This window comes from Kineosporia succinea, assembly GCF_030811555.1.
In the GTDB taxonomy this organism is placed as follows: domain Bacteria; phylum Actinomycetota; class Actinomycetes; order Actinomycetales; family Kineosporiaceae; genus Kineosporia; species Kineosporia succinea.
Map to the genome: position 1 here is coordinate 3,159,855 of NZ_JAUSQZ010000001.1, position 24,693 is coordinate 3,184,547.

General features: G+C 70.2%; 19 protein-coding genes and 1 tRNA gene. 11 read left to right on the plus strand and 9 right to left on the minus strand.

The features are described 5' to 3' along the window. Positions 1–57 precede the first annotated feature (57 nt). Both J2S57_RS13850 and J2S57_RS13855 read right to left on the minus strand, forming a co-directional pair. Positions 58–1,317 (minus strand): DUF4032 domain-containing protein, encoded by a 1,260-nt coding sequence (locus tag J2S57_RS13850; protein ID WP_307242482.1) that lies wholly within the window; start codon positions 1,315–1,317, stop codon positions 58–60. A gap of 100 nt (positions 1,318–1,417) precedes the next feature. Next, positions 1,418–2,491 carry an ABC transporter ATP-binding protein gene (locus tag J2S57_RS13855; RefSeq protein WP_307242484.1) on the minus strand — a complete coding sequence of 358 codons (1,074 nt, stop codon included), beginning with the start codon at positions 2,489–2,491 and terminating at the stop codon, positions 1,418–1,420. A gap of 362 nt (positions 2,492–2,853) precedes the next feature. On the opposite strand from J2S57_RS13855, the gene J2S57_RS13860 reads away from it, so the two are divergent. The 3 genes from J2S57_RS13860 (at position 2,854) to J2S57_RS13870 (ending at position 6,528) form a co-directional block, all read left to right on the plus strand. Further along, a complete protein-coding gene (locus J2S57_RS13860) occupies positions 2,854–3,894 on the plus strand; it encodes a LacI family DNA-binding transcriptional regulator (protein WP_307242486.1) in 1,041 nt (346 codons plus the stop codon). Between the two features lie 94 nt (positions 3,895–3,988). Then, on the plus strand, positions 3,989–4,417 hold the full coding sequence (locus tag J2S57_RS13865) for a CBS domain-containing protein (RefSeq protein ID WP_307242488.1): 429 nt from the start codon (positions 3,989–3,991) through the stop codon (positions 4,415–4,417). A 77-nt stretch (positions 4,418–4,494) separates the two neighbouring features. After that, positions 4,495–6,528, plus strand: a complete 2,034-nt coding sequence (locus J2S57_RS13870) for a serine/threonine-protein kinase (RefSeq protein WP_307242491.1) — start codon at positions 4,495–4,497, stop codon at positions 6,526–6,528. Here the strand turns inward: J2S57_RS13870 and J2S57_RS13875 are convergent. Beyond that, positions 6,525–8,684: a putative bifunctional diguanylate cyclase/phosphodiesterase gene (locus J2S57_RS13875; RefSeq protein WP_307242493.1), complete on the minus strand. Its 2,160-nt coding sequence runs from the start codon at positions 8,682–8,684 to the stop codon at positions 6,525–6,527. The two genes, J2S57_RS13870 and J2S57_RS13875, sit on opposite strands and share 4 nt — an antisense overlap. Positions 8,685–9,145: 461 nt before the next feature. Here J2S57_RS13875 and J2S57_RS13880 point away from each other — a divergent pair, with 461 nt between their 5' ends. Further along, positions 9,146–11,305 carry an MMPL family transporter gene (locus J2S57_RS13880; protein WP_307242495.1) on the plus strand — a complete coding sequence of 720 codons (2,160 nt, stop codon included), beginning with the start codon at positions 9,146–9,148 and terminating at the stop codon, positions 11,303–11,305. A 64-nt stretch (positions 11,306–11,369) separates the two neighbouring features. On the opposite strand, the gene J2S57_RS13885 is transcribed toward J2S57_RS13880, so the two are convergent. After that, complete coding sequence (locus tag J2S57_RS13885) at positions 11,370–12,482, minus strand: saccharopine dehydrogenase family protein (RefSeq protein WP_307242497.1); 1,113 nt, start codon at positions 12,480–12,482, stop codon at positions 11,370–11,372. 437 nt (positions 12,483–12,919) lie between these two features. On the opposite strand from J2S57_RS13885, the gene J2S57_RS13890 reads away from it, so the two are divergent. After that, positions 12,920–12,993 (plus strand) — tRNA-Thr (locus J2S57_RS13890). 503 nt (positions 12,994–13,496) lie between these two features. On the opposite strand, the gene J2S57_RS13895 is transcribed toward J2S57_RS13890, so the two are convergent. Beyond that, on the minus strand, positions 13,497–13,892 hold the full coding sequence (locus tag J2S57_RS13895) for a hypothetical protein (protein ID WP_307242499.1): 396 nt from the start codon (positions 13,890–13,892) through the stop codon (positions 13,497–13,499). Then, on the minus strand, positions 13,885–14,250 hold the full coding sequence (locus J2S57_RS13900; RefSeq protein ID WP_307242501.1) for a hypothetical protein: 366 nt from the start codon (positions 14,248–14,250) through the stop codon (positions 13,885–13,887). The genes J2S57_RS13895 and J2S57_RS13900 overlap by 8 nt, the downstream gene beginning before the upstream one ends. A 196-nt stretch (positions 14,251–14,446) precedes the next feature. Here J2S57_RS13900 and J2S57_RS13905 point away from each other — a divergent pair, with 196 nt between their 5' ends. Next, complete coding sequence (locus J2S57_RS13905; protein WP_307242503.1) at positions 14,447–14,758, plus strand: antibiotic biosynthesis monooxygenase family protein; 312 nt, start codon at positions 14,447–14,449, stop codon at positions 14,756–14,758. A gap of 47 nt (positions 14,759–14,805) precedes the next feature. Here J2S57_RS13905 and J2S57_RS13910 read toward each other — a convergent pair whose 3' ends face one another. Continuing rightward, on the minus strand, positions 14,806–15,264 hold the full coding sequence (locus J2S57_RS13910) for a PPOX class F420-dependent oxidoreductase (protein WP_307242505.1): 459 nt from the start codon (positions 15,262–15,264) through the stop codon (positions 14,806–14,808). Between the two features lie 57 nt (positions 15,265–15,321). Here J2S57_RS13910 and J2S57_RS13915 point away from each other — a divergent pair, with 57 nt between their 5' ends. Then, entirely contained in the window at positions 15,322–16,698 is a 1,377-nt protein-coding gene (locus J2S57_RS13915; RefSeq protein ID WP_307242507.1) for a DUF4832 domain-containing protein, read from the plus strand. 47 nt (positions 16,699–16,745) lie between these two features. Here J2S57_RS13915 and J2S57_RS13920 read toward each other — a convergent pair whose 3' ends face one another. After that, complete coding sequence (locus tag J2S57_RS13920; protein WP_307242509.1) at positions 16,746–17,615, minus strand: NAD(P)-dependent oxidoreductase; 870 nt, start codon at positions 17,613–17,615, stop codon at positions 16,746–16,748. 316 nt (positions 17,616–17,931) lie between these two features. Here J2S57_RS13920 and otsB point away from each other — a divergent pair, with 316 nt between their 5' ends. The 4 genes from otsB (at position 17,932) to J2S57_RS13940 (ending at position 23,800) form a co-directional block, all read left to right on the plus strand. Continuing rightward, the gene (gene otsB, locus J2S57_RS13925) at positions 17,932–20,442 is read left to right on the plus strand and encodes a trehalose-phosphatase (RefSeq protein WP_307242511.1); all 2,511 of its coding nucleotides are present in this window, start codon (positions 17,932–17,934) and stop codon (positions 20,440–20,442) included. A 161-nt stretch (positions 20,443–20,603) separates the two neighbouring features. Beyond that, positions 20,604–20,750 carry a hypothetical protein gene (locus J2S57_RS13930; RefSeq protein ID WP_231487235.1) on the plus strand — a complete coding sequence of 49 codons (147 nt, stop codon included), beginning with the start codon at positions 20,604–20,606 and terminating at the stop codon, positions 20,748–20,750. A 253-nt stretch (positions 20,751–21,003) separates the two neighbouring features. Beyond that, positions 21,004–22,314 (plus strand): C40 family peptidase, encoded by a 1,311-nt coding sequence (locus J2S57_RS13935; RefSeq protein ID WP_307242514.1) that lies wholly within the window; start codon positions 21,004–21,006, stop codon positions 22,312–22,314. An 85-nt stretch (positions 22,315–22,399) separates the two neighbouring features. Then, positions 22,400–23,800: a nucleobase:cation symporter-2 family protein gene (locus J2S57_RS13940; RefSeq protein WP_307242516.1), complete on the plus strand. Its 1,401-nt coding sequence runs from the start codon at positions 22,400–22,402 to the stop codon at positions 23,798–23,800. Positions 23,801–23,879: 79 nt separating this feature from the next. Here the strand turns inward: J2S57_RS13940 and J2S57_RS13945 are convergent, their stop codons facing one another. Further along, positions 23,880–24,383 (minus strand): inorganic diphosphatase, encoded by a 504-nt coding sequence (locus J2S57_RS13945; protein WP_307242519.1) that lies wholly within the window; start codon positions 24,381–24,383, stop codon positions 23,880–23,882. Between the last annotated feature and the right edge of the window lie 310 nt (positions 24,384–24,693).

Below are 24,693 nucleotides of genomic sequence, written 5' to 3' on the forward strand. Positions count from 1 at the left end.
ATGGTGGACGTCCCGGTCGAGGTGACCGGAACGTCCACCATGGGTGCTGGGGGCTTTTCAGATGATCGGATCGCTCACGACCGGCATCTCCTGGGTGTCGACACCCAGTACGGCCTTCTCGTCGGGCCGGTGCACCAGCACGTTGCGGATGTAGCTGGCGACCGCCTCGTCGATACCGATGTCGCGGCCCTTGTTCTCCGAGATGAACCACGCGTGCTCCAGCACCTCGTGGAAGATCTCGGCCGGGGCCAGTTTTCCGCGCATGTCGGCCGGGACGGCCCGCACCACCGGCTCGAACCGGCGGGCCAGCCACTCGTGCGAGATCACGTCTTCGTCGATGCCCTGCCGGTCGGTGGCGGCGCGGTAGGTGTCGAGGTCGTTGAGCAGCCGCCGGGCCTGGTTCTCCTCGACGTCCAGACCGGTCAGCCGCAGCAGACGGCGGCGGTGGTGCCCCGCGTCCACCACCTTGGGCTGGATCTCGATCGAGGTGCCGGTGACGTCGGTGTTGATGTTCAGCTCGCCGACGTCGAAACCCAGGTCGTTGAGACGGCGGATACGGGCCTCGACCCGCCAGCGCTCGTCCGGCTCGAAGGCCTCCTTGGCGGTGAGCTCCGACCACAGGGTGCGGTAGCGCTCGATGAACGCGTCGGCGGTCTTCACCGGGTCGAGGCTCTCGTCGAGCAGGCCACCGGCCTCGAGGTCCATCAGCTCGCCGGCGATGTTGGTGCGCGCCAGGTCGAGGTCGTGCTCGCGCTGCCCCCGGCTCAGGGTGTCGTACAGGTCGCCCGTCTCGGCGTCGACCAGGTAGGCGGCGAAAGCGCCCGCGTCCCGCCGGAAGAGCGTGTTCGAGAGTGAGACGTCGCCCCAGTAGAAGCCGCTCAGGTGCAGACGCACCATTAGCACGGCCTGGGCGTCGACCAGCCGCATCACCGGCTCCGGGCCGATGGCCTGGGAGAAGACCGCGCGGTAGGGCAGTGAGAACTGCAGGTGCCGGGTGAGCAGCACCGGGTCGAGGTCTTCACCGTTGGCGTCGGTGCGCCCGGTGATGATGCCCAGCGGCTCGACCGCTGGCAGGCCCAGACGGCGCAGCAGGCGCAGCAGGCCGTACTCGCGGCGCGCGAACTCCTCGGTGATCTCCTTGGCGGCGATCACGTTGCCGGAGAGCTGCACGAAACGCACGACGTGGCGCGAGATACCGCGCGGAAGGGTGGCCAGCCGGTTGGCGGGCCAGTTCTCCAGCGGAACGTCCCACGGCAGGTCCAGCAGGGCCGGATCGGGTGCCGCGGACGTGATCTGAAGTGTTCGTGTGGCTGTCATCCCTCAAAACCCCCGCTCGGGCTCCGGTTTCACCGCACCGCCGGTCCTGGGCGCCCAGGACCGGCGGTACGGATCATCCGTGCGGAGCAGTTGATCGAGGTCAGGCGCCGATGCGCTCGCCCGACTCGGTGTTGAACAGGTGCGTGTGGCCTTCCTTGGCCTGGAGGTGGACCGTCTGGCCCTTCTCCGGGGGACGGCGGCCGTCGACGCGGGCGATGACCGGGAGGTCGGTGCCCTCGCTCTTCAGCGTGCCGTGCAGGTAGGCGTCGGCGCCGAGGACCTCGACCAGCTCGACCTGGACCGGGAGGCCGTGGTCGGACAGGGAGAGGTCTTCCGGACGCACACCCAGGGTGACCCGGGAACCGCCGGCGCTCAGGGTGTCGCGGGAGATCGGGTAGACCTCGTCGCCGAACTGCACGCCGCCGTTGGTCACCGGCAGGTTGAGCAGGTTCATCGCGGGCGAGCCGATGAAGCCGGCCACGAACGCGTTGTTCGGGTGATCGTACAGCTCACGGGGCGAGCCGACCTGCTGCAGGAGACCGTCCTTCAGCACCGCGACGCGGTCACCCATCGTCATGGCCTCGGTCTGGTCGTGCGTGACGTAGACCGTGGTGACGCCCAGACGCCGCTGCAGCGACGCGATCTGGGTGCGGGTCTGGACGCGGAGCTTGGCGTCCAGGTTGGACAGCGGCTCGTCCATCAGGAAGACCTGGGGCTGACGCACGATCGCGCGGCCCATGGCCACACGCTGACGCTGACCACCGGAGAGGGCCTTCGGCTTGCGGTCCAGGTACTCGGTGAGGTCGAGGATCTTGGCGGCCTCAGCCACGCGCTGCTGGATCTCGGACTTGCTGACGCCCGCGATCTTCAGCGCGAAACCCATGTTCTCGCCGACGGTCATGTGCGGGTAGAGCGCGTAGCTCTGGAACACCATCGCGATGTCGCGGTCCTTCGGCGGCATCTGCGTGACGTCCCGGTCGCCGATGAGGATGCGTCCTTCGTTGACGTCTTCCAGACCGGCGAGCATGCGCAGCGAGGTGGACTTGCCGCAGCCCGAGGGCCCGACCAGAACCAGGAATTCGCCGTCTTCGATGTGGAGAGCGAGCTTGTCCACGGACGGCTTGGTGGCACCCGGGTAAACGCGGGTTGCCTGGTCAAATGTGACGGTGGCCACTTTGCCACTTCCCTTCACCGGCAGGAACGTGCCGGACGATCCGAGTGGAGGGTCAACCTGCCGCCGAGGAGGCGAACAGGTCTTACCTGGTTGACCGGACCCGCCTGGGCCCGGGAACAGCGATGACCGGGCGACGCGGGGCGCCGTCGGCCACGGGGTACATCCAATACCGAAGGACAGTCGCGCGCCTAGGGGTAGTCGGTGTCATCTGCATCCCACTGACGGCTGTTTCCCGCCTGCGTGAGCGGCTGACCACGATAAGTTCACTCGAGTGTGATCAAGTCACGTCCTGATTCACCCCGAATGTCGCAATCTGTCTGTTCTCATATAAAGCCGTCGAGAATCGTTCAGAGAGGCGGCCGATGCCGTCAGCACCCCGCGCCCGGCTCGCCGACATCGCCGTTCAGGCCGGCGTCAGCGAGGCCACGGTGAGTCGTGTGCTCAACGGCCGGTCGGGGGTGGCCGAGGCCACCCGGGAGGCCGTGCTCACCGCCCTCGACGTGCTCGGCTACGAGAGGCCGGTGCGGCTGGCCCGGCACTCCGCCGGGCTGATCGGCCTGATCGTGCCCGAGCTCGACAACCCGATCTTCCCGGCCTTCGCCCAGGTGATCGAGTCGGCACTGGCCACCCACGGCTACACGCCGGTGCTGTGCACCCAGACCCCGGGCGGCGTGCGGGAGGACGAGTACACCCAGATGCTCACCGAGCGCGGGGTCGCGGGCATCATCTTCGTCTCCGGCCTGCACTCCGACACCTCGGCCGACCCGTCGCGGTACGTCGCGCTGCGCCGCCGGGGCCTGCCGATCGTGCTGGTCAACGGGTATGTCGAGGGGCTCGACGCACCGTTCGTCAGCAACGACGACGTGACCTCGATGGACCTGGCCGTCACCCACCTGGTGGCGCAGGGGCACCGCCGCATCGGGCTGGCGCTCGGGCCCCGGCAGTACGTGCCGGTGATCCGCAAGATCGACGGGTTCCGGCAGGCGATGAAGCGGCACCTGGGGCTTTCGGATGTCGACGACTCGATCGAGTGCTCCCTGTTCTCGGTGGAGGGCGGGGCGGCGGCGGCCCGGCGGCTCGTGGAGACCGGCTGCACCGGAATCATCTGCGGCAGCGACCTGATGGCGCTCGGGGCGATCCGGGCGGTGCGCGACCGGGGGCTGACCGTGCCCGGTGACGTCTCGGTGATCGGGTACGACGACTCCCCGCTCATCGCCTTCACCGACCCGCCGCTCACCACCGTTCGTCAGTCGGTGCACGCGATGGGCGCGGCGGCGGTGCGGGCTCTGCTCGACGACATCCACGGCGGGGGCACGGGCAGTTTCGCGCCCCGCACCGAGTATCTGTTCCGGCCCGAGCTGGTGGTGCGGGGGTCGACGGCGGCCGCCCGGGTGAGTCTGTGATCTCGGCCACTGCCGGGGGTTCCCCTTCGTGCAGCCCTCACCTACCCTCGGTGATGGACAATGGCGCCCGCTAGTTCCCCGGGAGGTTCCCCGCATGCGGATCAGTGATCTACTCCGGAACAAGGGCGGGCTGGTCGTCACGATCAGCCCGGAACGGCCCGTCACCGAACTGCTCGACCTGCTGGCCACGAACGGCGTCGGGGCCCTGGTGGTCTCGGCCGACGGGCAGACGATCGACGGCATCGTCAGCGAGCGCGACGTCGTGCGCAAACTCCAGCGCTTCGGCCCTGATCTACTGGCCGAGCCGGTGAGCGAGATCATGAGCCGGCACGTGCAGACCTGCCCTCCCGACACCGAGATCGAGGAGCTGGCCAAGCTGATGACGAAGGGCCGGTTCCGTCACGTCCCGGTGGTCGACGGCGAGCGCCTGGTCGGCATCGTCAGCATCGGCGACGTGGTCAAGCAGCGCATCGACGAGCTCGAGGGTGAGCGCGACCAGTTGCAGGCGTATATCAGTACCTGAACTCACAGGTTGGTAACGACCTGCGCGCAGCGTGCAACGGCTACGCGTTGTCGGGCGTTTGGCCTACCGTGTTCACCATGCCGCACGATGCAACCGCCCGTGCAGCAGGCGAGACCGGGCGGATCGGCCAGTACCGCCTCGTCCAGCGCCTGGGCGAAGGCGGAATGGGCGTTGTCCACCTGGGTCTCGACGAGAACGGCAAGGCCGTCGCCGTCAAGGTGCTGCGCCCCCATGTCGCGGGCGACCCCGACGCGCGCCGACGTCTGGCCCGCGAGGTCGCCACGCTGCGCCGTGTCCGTCATCCCCGGGTCGCCGGCGTGCTCGACGCCGACGTCGAGGGCGACACCCCCTACATCGTCACCAGCTTCGTGCCGGGCAAGACGCTCGAGAAGCACGTGCGTGACCACGGCCCGCTGCCGCGTGGCCATGTGGCGCGCATCGGCAAGGTGCTGGCCGACGCGTTGCGCACCATCCACAACGCCGGGGTCGTGCACCGAGATGTGAAGCCGGCCAACGTCATGCTCCTCGACGGTGAGCCGGTGCTGATCGACTTCGGTATCGCGCACGCCGCCGACGAGTCGCGCATCACCCACACCGGCCTGGTCATGGGCACCCCCGGCTACTTGTCGCCCGAGATCATCGGGGGCGACGCGGTGAGCCCGGCCACCGACTGGTGGGGTTGGGGCGCCACGCTGGCCTACGCCGCCACCGGCCGCCCGCCGTTCGGCACCGGGCCGATCGAGGTCGTGCTCGACCGGGTGCGCCGCGGGGCGATGGACGTCGACGGGGTGGACGAGGGGCTGCGCAGCACGCTCACCCGTGCGCTGTCGGTAGACCCCCGGGTGCGCCCGCACCCGGAGGAGCTGATCGCCGGCCTGGCCGCCCCCGCGCCGGCCCGCCCGGCCACCGGCCCGAACCAGCAGAACGCCTGGGGCTCGCGGGGTGACGTCTATGTCAGCCCCGACGAGGAGACCCACCGCGTCCCCGGTCCCGACGAGGTGATGGCCGCCAGCCGTCAGCTCGGCTACGACCCCGACGACGTGGCCACCGCCCGCACGCCTCCCCCCTCGTTCGCGCCCGGTGACACCGGTTTCGCGAACGCGCAGACCTCCGTCCTCCCGCCGCCCCCGAAGGGTGGCAACAACGACGTCACGTCGGTGATCCCGCCGAGCGGGGGCAGCAACGCCGCGACCTCGGTGATCCACCCGAGCTCCGGTGGCAACAACGCCGAGACCTCGGTGATCCCGCCCGCCTGGGGTTCGGCGCCGCAGGAGACGCGGCGGTTCGACCCGCCGGCCGCTCCGGCTCAGAACGGCCAGAACGGTCAGAACGGCCAGGGAGGTTTCGCCGGGCAGTTCGGGAGCCAGGGCGGTCCGGCCAACGGTTTCGAGAACCGGCCCCAGCGGGGGCAGGCCCCGGTGCTGGCCAAGGGGCGCCCGGTCGGCGACGACCCCGACCACGAGCCCGTGCACCACGAAGACGAGAACCCGGGCGAGAAGCTGCTCGACCGGCTGCCTCTCGGCTCGATCCCGCTGTTCCTGTTCGGCCTGCTGGTGGCCATCGCCGCGATCGGGGCGGTGGCGCCCTACGGCTCGGTGATGATCGTGGCCGTCGGCATGGTGGTGGCCCGGGTGGTCGACCGCACCAACACGGCGCTCCTGCAGCGGCGCGACGTGCGCGGCTCGCGGGCCAGCGACGGTCTGGTCACGGCGCTCGCCCTGCCCTGGCGCATCCTCAGCTCCACGCTGTCCACGGTGATCAGCCTCATGCTGCCGCTGCTGATCGGCGTGAGCGTGGCCTTCATCGCCGCCGCGGTGCAGACCGGGGGCGCGCCCTCGGCGGCCATCCCGGGTTCACCCCTCCCGCTCGCGGCGGGCATGGTGGCGCTGGTGCTGACGGCCTGGTGGGGTCCGGGTGGTGGCCCGGTGCGGCGAGGCACCGAGAAGCTGGCCTCCGCCGTCACCGGTGGCACCCAGGTGCGGGTGTTCGCCTGGGTGGTGCTCGGGCTGATCGTGCTCTCCAGCCTGATGGTGCTGGGCAACAACGACCACAAGCCCGACTGGGGCCCGCTCGAGGGCACCCGGATCGTGCAGCAGCTCAGCTCGAACTAGGCCGTCAGCAGCTCGTACCGCGGGCTGGGCTTGCCGAAGAGGTAGCCCTGAGCGTGCTCCACGCCGATCCCGGCGAGGAGCGCGCTCTGCGCCTCGGTCTCGACGCCCTCGACGATCACGTCGATGCCGAGACCGTGGCCGAGCCCGATCAGGGCCTCCACGATGCGGTCGCACTGCGGGTCCTCACCCAGACCCGAGGTGAAGCTGCGGTCCACCTTGATGCCCGAGACCGGAAGGTCGCGCAGGTACGACAGGGCCGAGAAGCCGGTGCCGAAGTCGTCCACCACGATCCGCACCCCGATGCCGTGTAGGCGCTCGATCTCCTGGCGGGCCGACGGCGCCGCGCTCAGCATCACCGACTCGGTCAGCTCGAGCACGAGTTGCCCGGCGGGCAGCCCGGATTCGGCCAGAGCCTTCTCCACCTGGTCGGCGAGACCGGGCCGGATCATCTGGTTCGGGGAGACGTTGACGGCCACGTAGCCCGGGTGCGGGCTGGACGCGGCGGCCTGCACCGCGGCGCGCAGCACCCAGGTGCCGAGCTCGACGATCAGGCCGGACTCCTCGGCGACGGGCAGGAAGGTGATCGGGGGCATGAGCCCGCGCTGCGGGTGACGCCAGCGCACCAGCGCCTCGCGGCCGATCACGTTCCGGCCGAGCAGACCGACGATCGGCTGGAAGTGCAGCTCCAGCTCGCCGTCGGTGATCGCGGCGCGCAGCTGGGACTCCAGGTCCAGACGCTCGGCGGCGGCCTTGCGCAGGCCGGTGTCCACGGCGTCCCAGCGGTCGCGGCCCCGGTTCTTCGCCTGGTAGGTGGCGATCTCGGCGTCACGCAGCAGCATCAGGGGGTCGTTGTCGGCGGTGTTCGAGAGGGCGATGCCGACGCTGATCGTGGGGCGCAGCGTTCGGCCCCCGAGCACCAGCGGCTCGTTCACCGCGGCGCGCACCCGGTCGGCGATCATGCCGGCCTCGCTCTCGTCGGCGATGTCGTCGCACACCACCACGAACTCGTCGCCGCCCAGACGGCCGGCGGTGTCACCGGCGCGCAGCGAACCGGCGACGCGGCGGCCGATCTCGGCCAGCACCTCGTCGCCGTCCTCGTAACCGGCGTTGTCGTTGACGACGCGGAAATGGTCGACGTCGCACTGCAGTACGGCCACCCGCAGACCGCTGCGGCGGGTGCGGTCGAGGGCCTTCTGGATGCGGTCGAGCACGAGCGGACGACTGGGGAGGCCGGTGAGCCGGTCGTGCAGCGTCATGTGGGTCATCAGGCCCTGGGCCTGGTACAGGTCGCTGCGGTCCTCGATCTGCACGACGAGCTGGACCGCGCGGGAGGAGGAGTCGCGGATCGGGGTGACGACGAGCGTGCCCCACAGATGCATGCCGCCGTGCCCGGTGAAGCGCCGCTCCAGCCGCAGCGCGTCCTCGTCGTTGCTGATCAGGCCGGCGATCCGGGCGCGCACGGTGTCGACGTCCTTGGGGTGCACGATGTCGGCCAGAGTGCGGGCCTGCAGCTCGTCGGCGCGGTAGCCGAGCATCCGGCACAGCGTGCGGTTCACCCGCAGGAAGCGGCCGTTCAGCGTGGCCACGGCGATGCCGATCGGGCTGTGCTGCATGGTGCGGCGGAAGATGTCCTCGCCGTCGGCGTCGTGCACCGGGGCGTCCGGGCCGGGCGCCGGGTCGGCGGCCGGGGTGATCGAGCTGACCACCGCGCGGGCCGTTCCGTCGTCGCCCAGCAGCGGGATCGAGGTGACCTGCAGCAGCCGGCTCACCCCGTCGACCAGCACCGGGTCGGTGAAACCGCTCTGCATCTGGCCGCTGCGCAACGCGGCCGAGCTGATCCGGTTCAGGCCCTCGATGCGGCCGGGGCGGGGTTCGGCGACCCGGCGGTGCCCGTTCAGGTGCAGCGGGCTGGTCTCGTCGGCGCCGGCCCGGCGCGGGCTGGGCACACCCGGGGTCGGTTCCTCGGGGCCCTCGATCAGGGTGAGGCCGAGCAGCTGACCGGCCTTCGGGTTCGCCAGGAGCACGCTGCCGTTCGCGTCCTGCAGCAGCACGCCGTCCGGGAGCGCGCCGAGCAGGGCCCGGTGCCGGGCCTCCGACTCGGCGACGGTAACGCGGGCCAGGTCGTGCCGGGCCCGGCGTAGATCTCCTCGCGGCATGACTCTCCTCATCGTGTCCCGCGCCCTCGCCAACGAGACACGGCGTTCCTCACCGGCAGTGTATGAACCCTTACCCCGTGTCCGACGGGACGACACGGGGAGGTCTACGCCTCGTTGACACTTTTCGGTGCCCGGGTTGATCCGCTTTAGCCCGGCGAAGGGTGACTGAGATCAAAAATCCTGTCCGGTGGACGCTTCCGGGGAACGCCGGATTGGTCCGTCGTCACTCGATTGCCGCCTTGTGCGGACTTCGGAGGCCCGTCCGGGCGTCACCTCACATTCCGGGGCCCGGGGGCGTCTACCGATCGGGAGGGGTGATCACCGATGCGGGTCCGGATCACGTTCAGGGTGTTCCCCGATCGTGCCCGGGCAGTGACGCTCCTCATACTCGGCTGGTGTGGCGGGAAACCTCGTCACAAGGGGGAGCCGGTCGCCGGTTCAGGGGAGCTCGGAGTCGAGTCATGACGCGCACAGCCACGTTCGTCGTCAGGCATCGCTGGTGGGTGATCGGCTTCTGGCTGATCGCCCTCGTCGCCGGGGTCGGGGCCGCGTCCGCCGTGCCCGACCGGCTGACCTACGACTTCTCGCTGCCGGGGCAGGAGGGTTACGAGACCTCGGCGAAGCTGGGCGAGGCCTACGGCATCACCGGGGAGCAGTCGTTCGTGCCGGTCTACGCCGCTGCCGACGGTGTCCGGGGGCACCGGGCCGAGATCGCCGAGGTCGACGCGGCGCTCGCGCAGCTGCCCGGGGTCCAGGTGGTGGGCTACGCCGAGACGGGTGACGAGCGCTTCCTCTCCGACGACGGGCGGGCCGCGTTCAGCCTGCTGTTCACCCCCACCGCCGAGGGCTTCGAAGACCCGCTCGCCGGGCAGGTCGAGCAGACCCTGGCCCGGGCCGCTCAGGAGGTCGGGCTCGAGACGAGTCTCACCGGCTACCAGCAGCTCTCGCTCGACTCGGCCGACGACACCGAGGGCCCGAGTGTGCTCGCCGAGACGCTGATCGGGGCGTTCGGGGCGCTGATCGTGCTGCTGTTCGTGTTCGCCTCGTTCCTGGCGCTGGTGCCGCTGCTGATCGCGGCGGTGGCCATCCTGTCCACCTTCCTGGTGGTGCTCGGGCTCACCGAGGTCACCGACGTGTCGTTCGTGGTGCAGTTCCTGGTCGCGCTGATCGGGCTGGGCGTCGCCATCGACTACTCGCTGCTGGTGGTGTCGCGCTGGCGGGAGGAGCGGGCGCACGGGGCGGGCAACGACGAGGCGGTGGTCACGGCGGTGCGCACGGCCGGGCACGCGGTGCTGGCCTCCGGGGTCACGGTCGCGATCAGCCTGGTCGCGCTGATCGTCGTGCCGGTGCCGATGCTGCGCAGCATGGGTTTCGGCGGCATGCTGATCCCGCTGATGAGCACGCTGGTCGTGCTCACGCTGCTGCCGGCGCTGCTCAGTCTGGCCGGGCCCCGCGTCGACTGGCCGCGAATCCGCAAGGAGAGCAGGGCTTCCCGGGCCTGGACGGCCTGGGGCCGGGGTGTGGTGCGGTTCCGCTGGGTCGCCGCCGCCGTGGGCGCCGCGGTGCTGGGGCTGGCCGTCGCACCGGTGTTCGGTCTGCAGTTCGGCATCACCAGTTCCGGTTCGCTGTCCGACTCCGGCCCGGCCTACGAGACCCTGAGCGATCTGCGCGACGGGGGAGTGGGCAGTGGCGTGCTGTCGCCGATCACCGTGGCGGTGGCCTCCCCGGCCGATGTGCCCGCCACGGTCGCCGCGGCCTCGGCCGTCGCCGGGGTGAGAGTGGTGGCCCCGCTCGACCCGTCGCCCTCCGGTCTCACCGGTGTGGTGGTGGTGCCCGACCAGGAGACGGTCGACAACACCTCGGTGGCGCTCACCGACGACGTGCGAGATGCCGTGAGTGCCCTGCCCGGCTACGAAGGGCTGGCCGGGGCGGGGCCGATCGTGCAGGACTACCAGCGCGCCGTGTACGACCGGTTCCCGCTCGTGCTGACCCTGATCGCACTGGTCACCTTCGTGCTGCTGATGCGCACCTTCCGCTCGGTGCTGCTGCCGCTCAAGGCCGTGGTGCTGAACCTCGTGAGCGTGGCGGCGGTGTTCGGGCTGGCTACGTTCTTCTGGCAGGAGGGGCACGGGTCGGAGGCGGTGTTCGGCGTCAGCGAGACCGGGGCTATGGAGTTCTGGCTCCCCGTGCTGATTTTCGCGTTCCTGTTCGGGCTCTCGATGGACTACGAGGTGTTCCTGCTGGCGCGCATGCGCGAGGAGTACGACCGCACCGGTTCCACGAGAGCTGCGGTGGAACAGGGCATGGGCCGCACCGGGCGGCTCATCACGTCGGCCGCGCTGATCCTGTTCTTCTCGTTCGCGGCGCTCGCCTCGGCGCCCGACACCGAGATCAAGGTGCTCGCCACGTCGCTCGGGGTGGGCATCCTGGTCGACGCCACGCTGGTGAGGTCGCTGCTGGTGCCGGCGCTGGTGTCCCTGTTCGGCAAGTACAACTGGTGGCTCCCGGCCTGGCTGGCCCGGCCGCTGAGGGTCGAGCCGTCACCGTTGCGGCCGGAGGTGCCCGCGGCGTCGCCTGCGGGTGACGAGGGGGAGCGCCAGCGGGTCGAGGTGGTTGGCTGAGCGTTTTCGGGGGGCCGGCGACGCATGTCGCCGGCCCCCCGAAAGTCTTGCTGTCCGGCCGTTCTCAGTCCACGCGTTCGAGCCCGGCCTGCCGGGCCCCCTCGATGGCGGCCGTCAGCCCGAAGGCGTTGACGGGTCCCGTCGCCCCGGCCACGGTAGGCCCGCAGTTCGGCACCGCGATCGCGTGCCAGGCCAGCAGCCGGGCGGTGAGGTCGTAGGGGTTCGGGCCGGTCAGCGTCACCCGGGCCAGGGTGTTGCCGGCCTGGTCCTGGGCCTCGGCCACCACCATGCTCACCATCGCGGTGCGCCCCGCCGAGTCCGGCCCGCCGGTGGCCTCGCGCACCATCCGCCGGTGCATCATCTTCGTGATCGCCCGCCCCGGCGAGAGCCGGGCGGTGCTGGTGGCCGACTTCGGCAGCAGTGACTTGCCGTTCGGATCGGGGCGCAGCCAGCCGATGTAGACGTCGACATCCCGCACCCGGGGCTGGAACTGGGCCAGCGTGAAGTGCTCGGGGCCACCGACGCTGATGGCCGTGCGTTCCATGCCGTCGATCGTGTAGGTGCGCTCGCGGCGTCCGGGCATCTCCGACTCGATCACCCCGTCGCGGCGCACCAGGCCGGGCTCGAACAGGGCGCCGGTCACCGACTCGAGCACCCCGGCGCTGAACGAGGCCTGGTCGAAGTCGCCGAGTACGAAGTAGGCCACCTGGACGCGGGTGGCGGCGGAACCGGCCTCCTGCAGAGCGGCGGCCCCGGCGATGTTGCCGGGGGAGAAGCTGAACCCGACGCTGGGCATGACCACCACGCCGGCCTCGCGGGCCGGGCGTCCCCACTTCTGGAACACCGTGCGCACGAACGGCGGCTCGGGCGCCACGTCGAGGTAGTGGGCGCGGCGCGTCACGGCGGCGCGCACCACCTCCTCGCCGACCGTGCGGAACGGGGTGATCGTGCTGAGCACGACGTCGCCCGGGTTGATCAGGGCGGTCAGGGAACCGCGATCCCTGGCGTCGGCGATGCGGAAGTCCAGACCGCCGAGCTCGTCGGCCAGCTGAGAGAGCTTGCGGCCGTCCCGACCGGCCAGGATGGGGCTGAGGCCTCGTTCCACCAGGGCCCGGGCCGTCACTCGGCCCAGGTAGCCGGTGGCCCCGAGAAGTACGGTTCGCGGTCCATTTGTCACAGGGCGAAACTAGGCACTTGGCTCACATGTCCACCAGTGGAAACCAGGAACACAGCGTCCTTTAGCGGTCACAGGTGACGCAAGTCATAGCCCGGATCCGGACTTCCGTCCCGGACAAGACTATTCGGGTTTGTCTGGTTCCTGACTCTATGAGCGGATGCCGCGCTCGGAGCGGGACGGTGTCGTAAATGGCTCTGGAGTGGTCACATCCGGATAACGGTGGCGGATTCACCGGCGGGTGTGCCGGTTTTCGGACACATGTCCAGGAAGACGTCGCGGATCCTAGATGCTGAGGCGGGTGGGCGTCGAGAACCGGGCCGGGAGTGTGTCGGGCTCGGTGAGCCAGGATCTGAGGCCGTTCGTCACGGCCTGACCCACCTGCGCGGGGTTCGCACGCAGGGTCCGGTTGACCGGTAGAGTTCCTCGTGCAGGAACCCGCCCGCTTAGCTCAGTTGGCCAGAGCAGCTGTCTTGTAAACAGCAGGTCATCGGTTCGAATCCGATAGCGGGCTCCGGGGTCAGGGCTTGAAACGGAACTCTGACCAGTATCGATGGCCAATCGGCCGACCGTCGGCACGGGCCGTCACATGTCATCGCATGCGGCTGATGGCGGCTGTCCCTGCCCGGGGCGTGCCCCCGTTCCTGTCCCATCCGTGTCCCGGCGGGTCCGGGAGGCTGCGGAGGTGGACCAGGTCGAGTCCGGCCGGATCAATGCGGCCCGGGTGCCCGGAAAGCTGTTGCCTCTCCAGCCGAATACATCCGGCCGAGGCCGTACTTCGGCCCTGGTCGAGCCGGCACGGCAGCGACCGGTGAGCTCCTCGTCCCCGCGATGCTGCCGGCCCTCGGCATGAGGCCGACGGGAACACCCGGCTCTGCGACGCTCACGGGAAGCGGCTGGCGCCGATCAGTGACGCGATCATCTCCACATCGATGTCCGCGCGCACCGGGCATCGAACTGAGACGGCGCACCCGTCTTCGGGCGCGGCGGGGGTTTCGAGAACCGGCGAAAGGTGGGTCAGACGCGCGGCCGGGTGCGGTACAGCCAGTACAGCCCGATCATCGGCAGCACCAGCGGCACGTACCCGTAGCCCTGGCCGAAGTTCGTCCACACCGTGTCGTCGGGGAAGTCGCCGGAGTCGACCAGGGTGAGCACGCCCACCGTGACCACACCGACCAGCTCGAACGCGCACGTGCCCAGCGCGACCCGGCGCCAGAGCGCTCCCGGGCGGGCCAGGGCCACGGTCGCCACGATGTAGACGATGCCCGACAGCAGCGACAGCACGTAGGCCAGCGGGGCCTCGTCGAACTTGGTCAGGATCTGCGTGATCCCCCGGGCCGTGGCCGCCAGGGCGAAGATCGCGTACACGGCCACCAGGACGCGGCCGGGACCTGAGGTGCGGGGGTCATCCACCGACGGTGCTCCAGATCTGAAACATCCGGGCCGTCATCACGGCCACGGCAAAGCAGGCAATGAAGATCACCAGGACGCTGGTCCTGGACTTGTCGGCGGCCGACCAGAACACTCCCGCGGGCAGGATCAGCAGCTCGCTGGCGGCGTAGGAGATGAACGTGGCCGTCTCGTCGGGCCGCTGACCACCGGCCACCAGGGCGACGGCGACGATCAGCTGCACCACGAGCAGCACCTCGAACGCGACCAGCACCAGCAGCAGCGTGTTGCTGGCGCGGCGGTTGCGGGCGAAGAGCACCGCGGTCCAGACCGAGGTGATGAGGCCGACGGCGATCACCAGACCGGACAGGATGCTGCTCACGAGGGAGCACTCTAATGGGGACGTCCGACACGACGACCGGCGGTTGCAGACCCGGCCTCAGACGGCCGCGAGAGGGCCTGGGGCGGCCTCGTGACGGCCTGGGGCGCCCCCGAGACGGCCGGGGGCGGCCCGAAGTCATCGCCGTGTCATCCCGAATGTCTACCGGCCCGGTTGTGCTCTGTACGAGGATGAGGCCATGAGTTATGTGGTCATCAACGTGCTGACCGTGCCCGGCGGGCGCGGCGACGTGCTGGAGCAGCGGTTCGCGAACCGCGCCGGCATGGTGGAGAACCAGACCGGCTTCGAGCACTTCGAACTGCTCCGGCCGGTCGAGGGCACCGATCAGTACCTGGTCTACACCCGCTGGAAGACGAAGGAGGACTTCGAGTCCTGGCAGTCGTCGCAGGCCTTCCAGCGGGGGCACACCGACGGGCAGCGCCCGGCCGGCGACAGCCCTGCCGCCACCGGCTCGAGCATCTGGTCGTTCGAGGTCGTGACCGAGGCCTAGTAGGCCTAGTAGGCCTCAGGGCCCGGAAAGTGCTGGAAGGCCAGGCCTCACACCCGGCCCGGCGGGAAACCACCGGTCGCGATCGGCCCCCAGCGCTCCGGGGTGATGCGGATCAGGCTCTTGCCCTGCTTCACCATCGCCTCCCGGTACTCGTCCCAGTCCGGGTGCTCACCGGAGATGCAGCGGAAGTACTCGACCAGGGGCTCCACCGAATCAGGCAGGTCGATCACCTCGGCGCTGCCGTCGACCTGGACGTACGGCCCGTTCCACTCGTCGGACTGGATGCAGACCGACGCGGTGGGACGGCGCCGCAGGTTCACCGACTTGGCCCGCTCGGGGTAGGTCGAGATGACGATCCGGCCCTGCGTGTCCACGCCGCAGGTGACGAGGGACAGCTGCGGGGTGCCGTCGGAGCGGGTGGTGACCAGCGTGGCCCGGTGCCGCGGCCGGATGAACTCCAGCAGCTCGTCGAGTTCCACGCGCTTGGCGGTCGCGATGGTAGGCATGTTCGCCAAACTAACCTTTAACGTGCAGCTGAGCCCGCCCGGCCTAGCGTGCCGGGCATGCGATACACCAAGCGGGTTCTGGCCGGCACCCTCGCCGGACTGGTGCTGTGCGGTGGACTGGCGATCAACGCGTCGGCAGCCGAACCGAGCACCGTGACCTACCGGGCGAGCGACGCGACGATCGCCAATCCCGAACGGGGCTTCTACAAACACACCGAGACCCACAGCACCGGATACCAGGCGCTGAGTGCGGAAACCCTGAAAGGCTACCGCGAGCAGGGCATCACGCAGATCCTGCGGGTCTTCTACCTGGAAGACTTCGTCAGCGCCGACCTGAGTGCCGACTACCTGGCCAAGGTACAGAAAGACCTGGACACCGCCCGGGAGGCCGGGGTCTCGGTGATCGTGCGCTTCGCGTACGCGCAGGGTGGTGACTGGCCCTACAGCCCGCCCTACGGCGACGCCTCGCTCGACACCGTGCTCGGCCACATCGACCAGCTGGAGCCGGTGTTCCACGACAACGCCGACGTGATCGCGCTCGTGCAGCAGGGTTTCATCGGTCTGTGGGGCGAGGGCTACTACACCGACCACTTCGTGGCGAACCCGGCTGACCCGGGTGTGGTCACCGAGGCCGACTGGGACAAGCGCAACGCGGTGGTGAAGGCCCTGCTCGAGGCGGTACCCGACGAGCGCATGGTGGCGGCCCGCACGATGTTCTCGAAGCAGCAGTACGTGGGGTCGGCCACGGCCCTGACCGGTGAGCAGGCGTTCGACGGCAGCGACCAGGCGCGCCTGGGTCACCACAACGACTGCTTCCTGGCCTCCGCCGACGACTTCGGCACGTTCCTGTCCGACCCGATCACCCTCGACCAGGAGTACCTGGAGCAGGACAGCCAGTACCTGCCCGTGGGGGGTGAGACCTGTGGCGTGAACGCCCCGCGTTCGGAGTGGGCCAGCGCGTCCGCCGAAATGGCGCGCTACCACTACAGTTACCTCAACCGCGACTACAACACCGACGTGCTGAACTCGTGGGGGGCCGACGGGCTGGAGGCGACGGCCAAGAACCTCGGTTACCGCGTCGTCCTCCAGCAGAGCTCGGTCGAGAACGACACGGTCTCGGTGACCCTGGTGAACCAGGGCTGGGCCGCGCCGTACAACGAGCGCACCGCGAAGCTGGTTCTCAAGAGCGGTGATTCGACCGTCGCGGTCGATTTCGAGAGCGATGCCGATGTGCGGACGTGGCGGCCGGGTCAGCCGGTCACGCTCACCGGGTCGGTGGACGAGGCGCCCGCGGGCACCTACGAGGTCTACCTCTCGATCCCGTCGGCCCAGGCGGAGGAGAACCCGGACTACGCCATCCAGACGGCCAACACCGGTACGTGGGACCCGTCGACCGGGCTGAACGACCTGAACCAGAAGGTCACGGTCGGCTGAACCGCGGGCCGGGCCTGGTGCTCACGACCAGGCCCGGCCCGTCCGCCTCAGTACCCCAGGTACACCGCGCCCATGTCCTTGTCCCCGTGCCCGGCCCGCTCGGCGCGGGCCAGGTGCTCGAGGGCCACCGCCACGAACGCCGGGTCGGCCCCGGCCGCGCGGGCGCCGTCCACGATCAGCCCGGCGTCCTTCACCGCGCCGCTGAGCGCGAAAGACGGCTCGTACGAGTCATTCAGCATGGCCCGGCCCTTGAGTCCGACGTACGCCGCGTCCACCGCCGAGCCCTTCACGGCCTCCAGGAACAGCGCCGGGTCGAGCCCGAACGCCTCCGCCGTCTTCAGCGACTGCGCCACCCCGTCGAGCACGGTCAGCACCCAGCCGTTGGCCACCAGCTTGAGCCGGGTGCCGGCGCCGGCCTCGCCGACCCACATCGTGCGCGAGCCGATCGCCTCGAACACCGGCGTCACCACCGGCCGGGCCGAGTCCGGGCCGGAGGCCAGCACCGTCAGCGCGCCCTGCTCGGCCGGGCCCTTGGTGCCCAGCACGGGGGCGTCGACGAGCACCAGGCCGTGCTCCCGGGCCAGCGCGGCCAGCCGGTCGTGGCCCTCGACCCCGACCGTGCTGGTCTGGATCCAGGTGGTGCCGGGCTTCAGCGACCCGGCGGCGGCCCCGATCGCGGAGGCCACGCTGTCGGCGTCGAACAGCATGGTGACCACCACGTCCGCGCCCTCCACCGCCTCGGCGGCGGAGGCGGCCACCACGGCGCCCTCCGCGGCCAGGGGCTCGGCCTTGGCCGGGGTGCGGTTCCAGGCGCGCAGGGACAGGCCCGCACGGGCGATGTTCAGGCCCATGCCGAGGCCCATGGTGCCGGTGCCGAGGAGGGCGACGATGGGTGCGTTGTCGGAGGCTTCAATCACCGTGCGGACGTTACGCCTGAGGCGGGGCGCCCGCTTCCGGACGTCGCGCTGCGTGAGCGAGCACCCTGATCAGGGATGGCTGTTCATGACGAAGGGCAGATTTTAAGCACACAATCTGGCCTAAATCGGCTTAAACTTGCCGAAGGGCGAGACAAGTGCCACGCGGCTCCAGGAGGCGTGCGGTGCCCTTAGTGCCTAGGGTTACAAGGCGTGAATGACGTCACGATGGGTGAATCGTCATCGGATGTTCCTCTCCGTCACCATCCGCGTCGCGTCTGACACGCGGACATAGGACCTGACCAGGAAGGCCGACCCCGTGTCGCAGCAGTCGCAGACCTCCGATTCCGACCAAGGCAGCGACCTCGTGGTGGTCGCGAACCGCCTCCCCGTCGACCGCAAGGTCGCCGCCGACGGCACCGCCACCTGGAAGCCGAGCCCGGGTGGCCTGGTCTCGGCGCTCGAGCCGGTCATGCAGCGCAACTCCGGTGCCTGGGTGGGGTGGACCGGTCAGCCCGGCGACGCGCCCGAGCCGTTCGAGGCCCGCGGCATCCACCTGATCCCGGTCGAGCTCAGCAAGAAAGACGTCGAGGACTTCTACGAGGGCATGTCCAACGGCGCTCTCTGGCCGCTCTACCACGACGTGATCGCGCAGCCGCAGTTCCACCGGCACTGGTGGGAGTCGTACGTGCGGGTCAACCGCCGCTTCGCCGAGAAGGCCGCGGAGAACTCGGCCGAGAACGCCCTGGTCTGGGTGCAGGACTACCAGCTCCAGCTGGTGCCGCAGATGCTCCGCGCCCTGCGTCCCGACCTGCGCATCGCGTTCTTCAACCACATCCCGTTCCCGCCCTACGAGATCTTCGCCCAGTTGCCCTGGCGGCGGCAGGTTCTCGACGGCCTGCTGGGCGCCGACCAGCTCGGCTTCCAGCGCCCGGCCGACGCCAACAACTTCCTGCGCGCCTGCCGTCGCAACGGCCTGGCCACCCGCCGGGGCCTGGTGCACCTGCCGGCCGAGCCGCGCTTCGGCAGTCCCGACCACCACCCCTCGCGCGAGGTCCGGGCCGCGGCCTTCCCGATCTCGATCGACGCCGAGCAGGTCGCCGCGCTCGGGCAGCGCCCCGACATCCAGGAGCGCGCCCGCGAGATCCGGCGCGAGCTGGGCGATCCCAAGGTGGTGCTGCTCGGCGTCGACCGCCTCGACTACACCAAGGGCATCCTGCACCGGCTCAAGGCCGTGGAGGAGCTCTTCGCCGAGGAGGTGCTCAGCCCGCCCGACGCGGTCCTGGTCCAGGTGGCCACGCCGAGCCGCGACCGGGTCGAGGAGTACGAGAAGATGAAGCGCGACGTGGAGGTGACGGTCGGGCGCATCAACGGCGACTACGGCCAGCTCGGTCACCCCGCCGTGCACTACCTGCACCAGTCGCAGGACCGCGAGGAGCTCGCGGCGCTCTACCTGGCCGCCGACGTCATGCTGGTCACCCCGCTGCGCGACGGCATGAACCTGGTGGCCAAGGAGTACGTGGCCACCAGGCACGACGAGCAGGGCGCCCTGGTGCTGAGCGAGTTCGCGGGCGCCGCGATCGAGCTGCCGCAGGCCTTCCTCATCAACCCGCACGACATCGACGGGGTGAAGGCCGCCATCGTGCGCGCCGCCGGCCTGTCCCCGCGCGAGGCCACCCGCCGCATGCGGGCCATGCGCCGCCGGGTGTTCGAGTTCGACGTGGCCCGCTGGGCCTCGACCTTCCTCAAGGTCGCGGCCTCGGCCGCCGAGCCGTCGACGCCGGGCCGGGTCACCACCCCGCCCACCGAGAGCATCGAGCTGTCGGCCATTCTCGCGGCCGCCGAGGCCAAGAACGACCCGGCGGCGGCCGAGGCGCGGGCCGAGAACGACGCCACCCAGCAGGTGTCGGTCGACGAGGGCCGCACGCACTATGAGGCGGGCAACTTCCCCGACTACGACGACAAGGACCTCGACGACACCGAGGGCCTGGAGGAGCCGGGGCACGTCCTCGACGACCCGCTGGTCCTGATCGACCCCGAAGACCGGCGCTCGCCGTTGTCTCTCGGGCTCGTCACCGCCCTCGAGGGCTTCGCCATGCACCCCTCGCTGCTGATCGCCCTCGACTTCGACGGGGTGATCTCGCCGATCGTGCCCGACCCCGACGCGGCCCGTCCGCTTCCCCGGGCGCTGCAGCACCTCAACGAGCTGTCGAAGATGCCCGGCGTGCGGGTGGCGCTGGTCTCCGGGCGCCGTCTCGACGACCTGGAACGGGTGGCCACGCCGCCGGCCCGGGCTCTGCTGGTGGGCAGCCACGGCGCCGAGTTCCGCGACCCGCTGGGCGATTCGTCGGTCACCGCGCCGCTCGACGCGGCGAGCAAGGAGCTCCTGGCCAAGGCGACCGCCGAGATGGAGGCCATCAGCGCCCGGCACCCGGGCACGCACGTCGAGGTCAAGCCGACCGGCGTGGTGCTGCACACCCGCCGGGCCGAGCGCCCGGTGGCGGCCCAGGCCACCCAGGAGGCCCTCGACGGGGTCGCCACCTGGACCGGCATCCACCTCACCCACGGCAAGGAAGTCGTTGAGCTGTCGGTGGTCTCGGTGACCAAGGGCACCGCCCTGCGGCGTCTGCGGTCGGTCACCGGGGCCGACGCGGTGCTCTACGCCGGTGACGACGTGACCGACGAGCGGGCCTTCGCGGTGCTGCGCTCCGAGGCGGGAGACGTGTCGGTGCGCGTGGGTTCGGGGGAGACCCGGGCCGACCACCGGCTCGGCTCGCCGCACGAGGTCGCCACCATGCTCGGGCTCCTGGTCGATCTGTGCGGCGAATAGTGCACCATCCAAGCCGCTCTCGCCATACGGGCTGATTCGTCGCGAGGATGGACATCTCGACATGCCGCCCCATCCGCCCCGTGATTCGATCTTGGTGTCGGAAAGAACAGAGGCGTCCAGGGCTTGTCCCAAGCGCCCCTTAGAGTGACAGGAGCTTGTTCATGCCTCTCTGGCTGATCCTCATCATCGTCGGTGTCGTTCTTGCTGTCCTGGGCTTCGGTGGCGTCGGCAACCTGCTCATCTGGATCGGTGTGATCGTGCTCGTCGTGGGCGCCGTGCTCGCTCTGGTCGGCCGTTCAAGGGTCTAGCACCAGTGAGCGCCGTCCGACCACGGCCTGAACTCACTGTGGGCGTCACCCTCCGGGGTTGACGCCCACAGTCGTTTTGGTGCTTGCGGACGCGGTGGTCGCCCTTCGGCGAACCGGGTGTCACCCGGGTGGGCTAAAGGGTTCGCGAGTGCGTGCCGAACTTCGCTGAGAGACAGCGTGGGCCCCCTGAACGGGGGCGGTCCACGAGGCGGAGAAAGGCGGGAACGTGCGAGCAGGACTGCGATCACGACGGGTGCGCGACACGGCTGCGGCCCTCGCGCTGGCGAGTGCCCTCATCGGGGGCACGGCGCTGAGCGCGGCCGCCGACGAGCCGATCCCGGGCCAGGACGACGTGCGCCGGGCCCAGCAGCACACCGACGAGGTGCAGTCGCGGGTCGACGCGATCCAGGCCCAGCTGAAGGCCTCGGCCCAGCGGGTGGAGGCCGCGAATGTCGCGCTCAGCGAGGCCGCCGAGAACTACGACTACGCCCAGGTCAAGCTGCAGGAGGCGGGCAAGGCCGCGGACGCCGCGCAGGCGGTGGCCGCCGACGCCAACACCAAGCTCGACGGCGCCCAGGAAGACGTGGGCCGGCTGGCCGCCCAGACCTACCGCTCCGGCGGGCAGCTGGCCGACCTGAACGTGCTCCTGTCGCCGCAGGGCACCGACGAGGTGCTCGAGCACGCCTCGATGATGCAGGTGCTGGCCGGTCAGCAGCAGCGCACGGTGCGCCGCGCCGACTCCGCGCGGGTGGTGGCGAACAGCCTCACCGCCCAGGCCGCCCAGGCCCTCGAGCGCCGCCAGGCCGCCGCCGACGAGCTGGAGAAGACCAAGGAGGCGGCGCAGCAGAAGGCCGCCGCCGCCCAGGCCGCCCTGGCCGACGACACGAAGCAGAAGAACGCGCTGCTCACCGAGCTGGCCGCCGCCCGCCGCACCTCGGTGCAGGTCGAGCGGCAGCGCGAGGAGGGGCTGCGCCGGCAGGCCGACGAACGGCGTGAGGCTGCGGCCCGGGCCGCCCGGGAGGCCGCCCGCGAAGCCGCTGACCGCGAATCCGCGGCGGCGAAGGACGACAACGACGGTGGCGGAAGCAGTTCCGGCGGTTCGACCAGCTCCGGCGGGTCCGGTAACTCGGGTGGGTCCGGCTCGGGCGGGTCGGCCAGTTCGGGCGGGTCGGGCGGGTCGAGGAGTTCGGGCAGCAGCTCGGCCGGTGGCAGCGCGGTGTCCTGGGCCAAGGGCAAGCTCGGCCTGCCCTACCTCTGGGGCGGCGAGGGGCCGGGCAGCTACGACTGCTCGGGTCTGGTGATGAAAGCCTGGGCGCAGGCCGGGGTTTCGCTGCCGCACTCGTCCCGGCTGCAGTACCAGTCGGTGCAGCACATCTCCTACGACAGCATGCGTCCCGGCGACCTGATCTTCTTCGGCACCAACACGAGCAACCCCTCGAGCATCCACCACGTCGCGATGTACATCGGCGGCGGGCAGATGATCGAAGCGCCGTACACGGGCGCATTCGTGCGCATCGTGCCGGTGCGCACCTCCGAAGCCATGCCCTACGCGGGCCGCCCCTGACCGCGAACCGGGCGCCGACGCGTCCACCATCGGCGGTCGGGCATGCTGTTCGGGTTCAAAAGGCCTGATCAGGAGGAGACGCCCGGTGGACGGCACAGTGAGGAAGCACCCGGTCGACGAGGTGCTGCCGATACCGCGGCTGGCGGTGCTGGGTCTTCAGCACGTGCTCATCATGTACACCGGGTGCGTCACGGTGCCGCTGGTGTTCGGGGCGGCCGTCGGGCTCGACACGAGCACGATCGGCCTGCTGATCAACGCCGACCTGCTGGTGGCCGGCGTGATCACGATCATCCAGGCGCTCGGCGTGGGCCGGGTCCTGGGCGTGCGGCTGCCGGTGGTGGCGGGCGCGACCTTCGCCGGGGTGAGCCCGATGATCCTCATCGCCTCGAACCACGGGCTGCAGGCGGTCTACGGCTCGATGCTCGCGGCGGGTGTGTTCGGCCTGCTGATCGCCACCCCGTTCGCGCGCGTGGTGCGGTTCTTCCCACCGGTGGTGACGGGCACGGTGATCACGATCATCGGCCTGTCGGTGATCAACGTGGCGGCCGGGCTGATCCTCGGGCCGGACCCGGCGGCCGACGACTACGCGCAGCCGGTCAACCTGGCCATCGGGTTCGGCGTGGTGCTGGTGATCGTGCTGGTGACCCGCTTCGTGCGTGGGTTGCTCGGCCAGCTCGCCGTCATGATCGGCCTGGTGCTCGGTACCGCCGTCGTGGGCGTCCGCGGCGACCTGGACTTCTCCTCGGTCGGCGACGCGGACTGGGTGGGCTTCGCCGCACCGTTCCACTTCGGCGCCCCGGAGTTCCCGCCCGCCGCCGTGATCGCGATGTGCGTGGTGATGCTCGTGATCTTCACCGAGTCCACCGCCGACATGCTGACCGTGAGCAAGCTGGTGGGTAAGGATCTCACCCGCTCCGACCTGCGCCGCGGGCTGATGGCCGACGGCCTCTCGGGCGTGCTCGCGGGCTTCTTCAACTCGTTCCTCGACACCGTCTTCGCCCAGAACATCGGGCTTCTCAGTGTCACCCGGGTGCGCAGTCGCTACGTCGCCGCGACGGCCGGTCTCTTTCTCGTGCTGCTCGGTCTGGTGCCGAAGATGGGCGAGGTGATCGCCTCGCTGCCCGGGCCGGTGATCGGAGGCGCGGGCCTGGTGATGTTCGGCACGGTGGCCGCCGTCGGCATCCGCACGCTGGCCGAGGTGGAGTACGAGGGCACGCACAACCTCACGCTGGTGTCGGTCTCACTCGGGTTGGGGCTGCTGCCGGTGGCGGCGCCGACCGCGTTCGTGAACCTGCCCGAGGCGTTCCAGACCATCGCCGGCAACGCGATCACGGCGACCGCGGTGACGGCGTTCCTCCTCAACCTGCTCCTCAACCACACCGGCCGGTTCGCGCCCGCCGGGCCGATGGACTCCGGCGTGAGCGTCGACGCCCAGGCCCCGGCCCCGGTGCTCGACCTGGGTGATGTTGATCGCAGGGAGCCGTGAAAAACGGACGAGGGCCCCTCGGCTTCCCGGAGGCCCTCGTCTGTGACTGTCGGTGAATCCCGTCAGCCGACCTGAGGCGTCAGTGCGCCAGGCCCTTGGCCTGCGCGTCGATGAGTCGCTTGCGCGAGTTCTCGATCTCGGCCTCCGCGGCGGCGCGGCTGGCCCAGGCGGCGTCCTCGACCGACTTGCCCGGCTCGAGGTCCTTGTAGGTCTCGAAGAAGTGCTGGATCTCGAGGCGGTAGAACTCGTTCACGTCCTCCAGCTCCTGGAAGACCTCGAGGCGGGGGTCGCCCGACGGGATGCACAGGATCTTGTCGTCGCCGCCCTTCTCGTCGCGCATGTGGAACATGCCGATGGCCCGGCACTTCACCAGGCAGCCGGGGAAGGTCGGCTCCTCGAGCAGGACCAGCGCGTCCAGCGGGTCGCCGTCCTCACCGAGCGTGTTGTCGATGAAGCCGTAGTCCGCCGGGTAGCGCGTAGCGGTGAAGAGCATGCGGTCCAGGCGGATTCGGCCGGACTCGTGGTCGACCTCGTACTTGTTCCGCTGTCCCTTGGGAATCTCGATGGTGACGTCGAAGTCCACGGGTGTTCGCTACCTTCCGGCATGTGTGTGGGCGGCCCAGCGTAATCTGGTACCTCTGGACCATGGGTTGTGATCGGGGTGTCTGACGTCACCCAGCGGGCGTCCAAGCAATGGGTGATCCGCTCGTCCGTGGTTCTCGCTGTTCTCGTCGCCGCACTGATCGTCGCTCTGACGGTACTTGGTCCCCTCGGCGGCCGTCAGCCTGAGTCATCCCAAGGGGCCATCCAGCCCTTGACAGACCGGGTACCCGGCGCAGTGCTGCCTGAGCAGGAATCGCCCGACGTACTGCCGGTCGTGAGCACGCAGGCGC

What these genes read in the sequence shown, in the direction of transcription:
- J2S57_RS13850 (WP_307242482.1), bottom strand. Translation starts at nt 1,317, where the DNA reads ATGACAGCCACACGAACACTTCAGATCACGTCCGCGGCACCCGATCCG.
- J2S57_RS13860 (WP_307242486.1), top strand. Translation starts at nt 2,854, where the DNA reads ATGCCGTCAGCACCCCGCGCCCGGCTCGCCGACATCGCCGTTCAGGCC.
- J2S57_RS13865 (WP_307242488.1), top strand. Translation starts at nt 3,989, where the DNA reads ATGCGGATCAGTGATCTACTCCGGAACAAGGGCGGGCTGGTCGTCACG.
- J2S57_RS13870 (WP_307242491.1), top strand. Translation starts at nt 4,495, where the DNA reads ATGCCGCACGATGCAACCGCCCGTGCAGCAGGCGAGACCGGGCGGATC.
- J2S57_RS13875 (WP_307242493.1), bottom strand. Translation starts at nt 8,684, where the DNA reads ATGCCGCGAGGAGATCTACGCCGGGCCCGGCACGACCTGGCCCGCGTT.
- J2S57_RS13880 (WP_307242495.1), top strand. Translation starts at nt 9,146, where the DNA reads ATGACGCGCACAGCCACGTTCGTCGTCAGGCATCGCTGGTGGGTGATC.
- J2S57_RS13905 (WP_307242503.1), top strand. Translation starts at nt 14,447, where the DNA reads ATGAGTTATGTGGTCATCAACGTGCTGACCGTGCCCGGCGGGCGCGGC.
- J2S57_RS13910 (WP_307242505.1), bottom strand. Translation starts at nt 15,264, where the DNA reads ATGCCTACCATCGCGACCGCCAAGCGCGTGGAACTCGACGAGCTGCTG.
- J2S57_RS13915 (WP_307242507.1), top strand. Translation starts at nt 15,322, where the DNA reads ATGCGATACACCAAGCGGGTTCTGGCCGGCACCCTCGCCGGACTGGTG.
- J2S57_RS13930 (WP_231487235.1), top strand. Translation starts at nt 20,604, where the DNA reads ATGCCTCTCTGGCTGATCCTCATCATCGTCGGTGTCGTTCTTGCTGTC.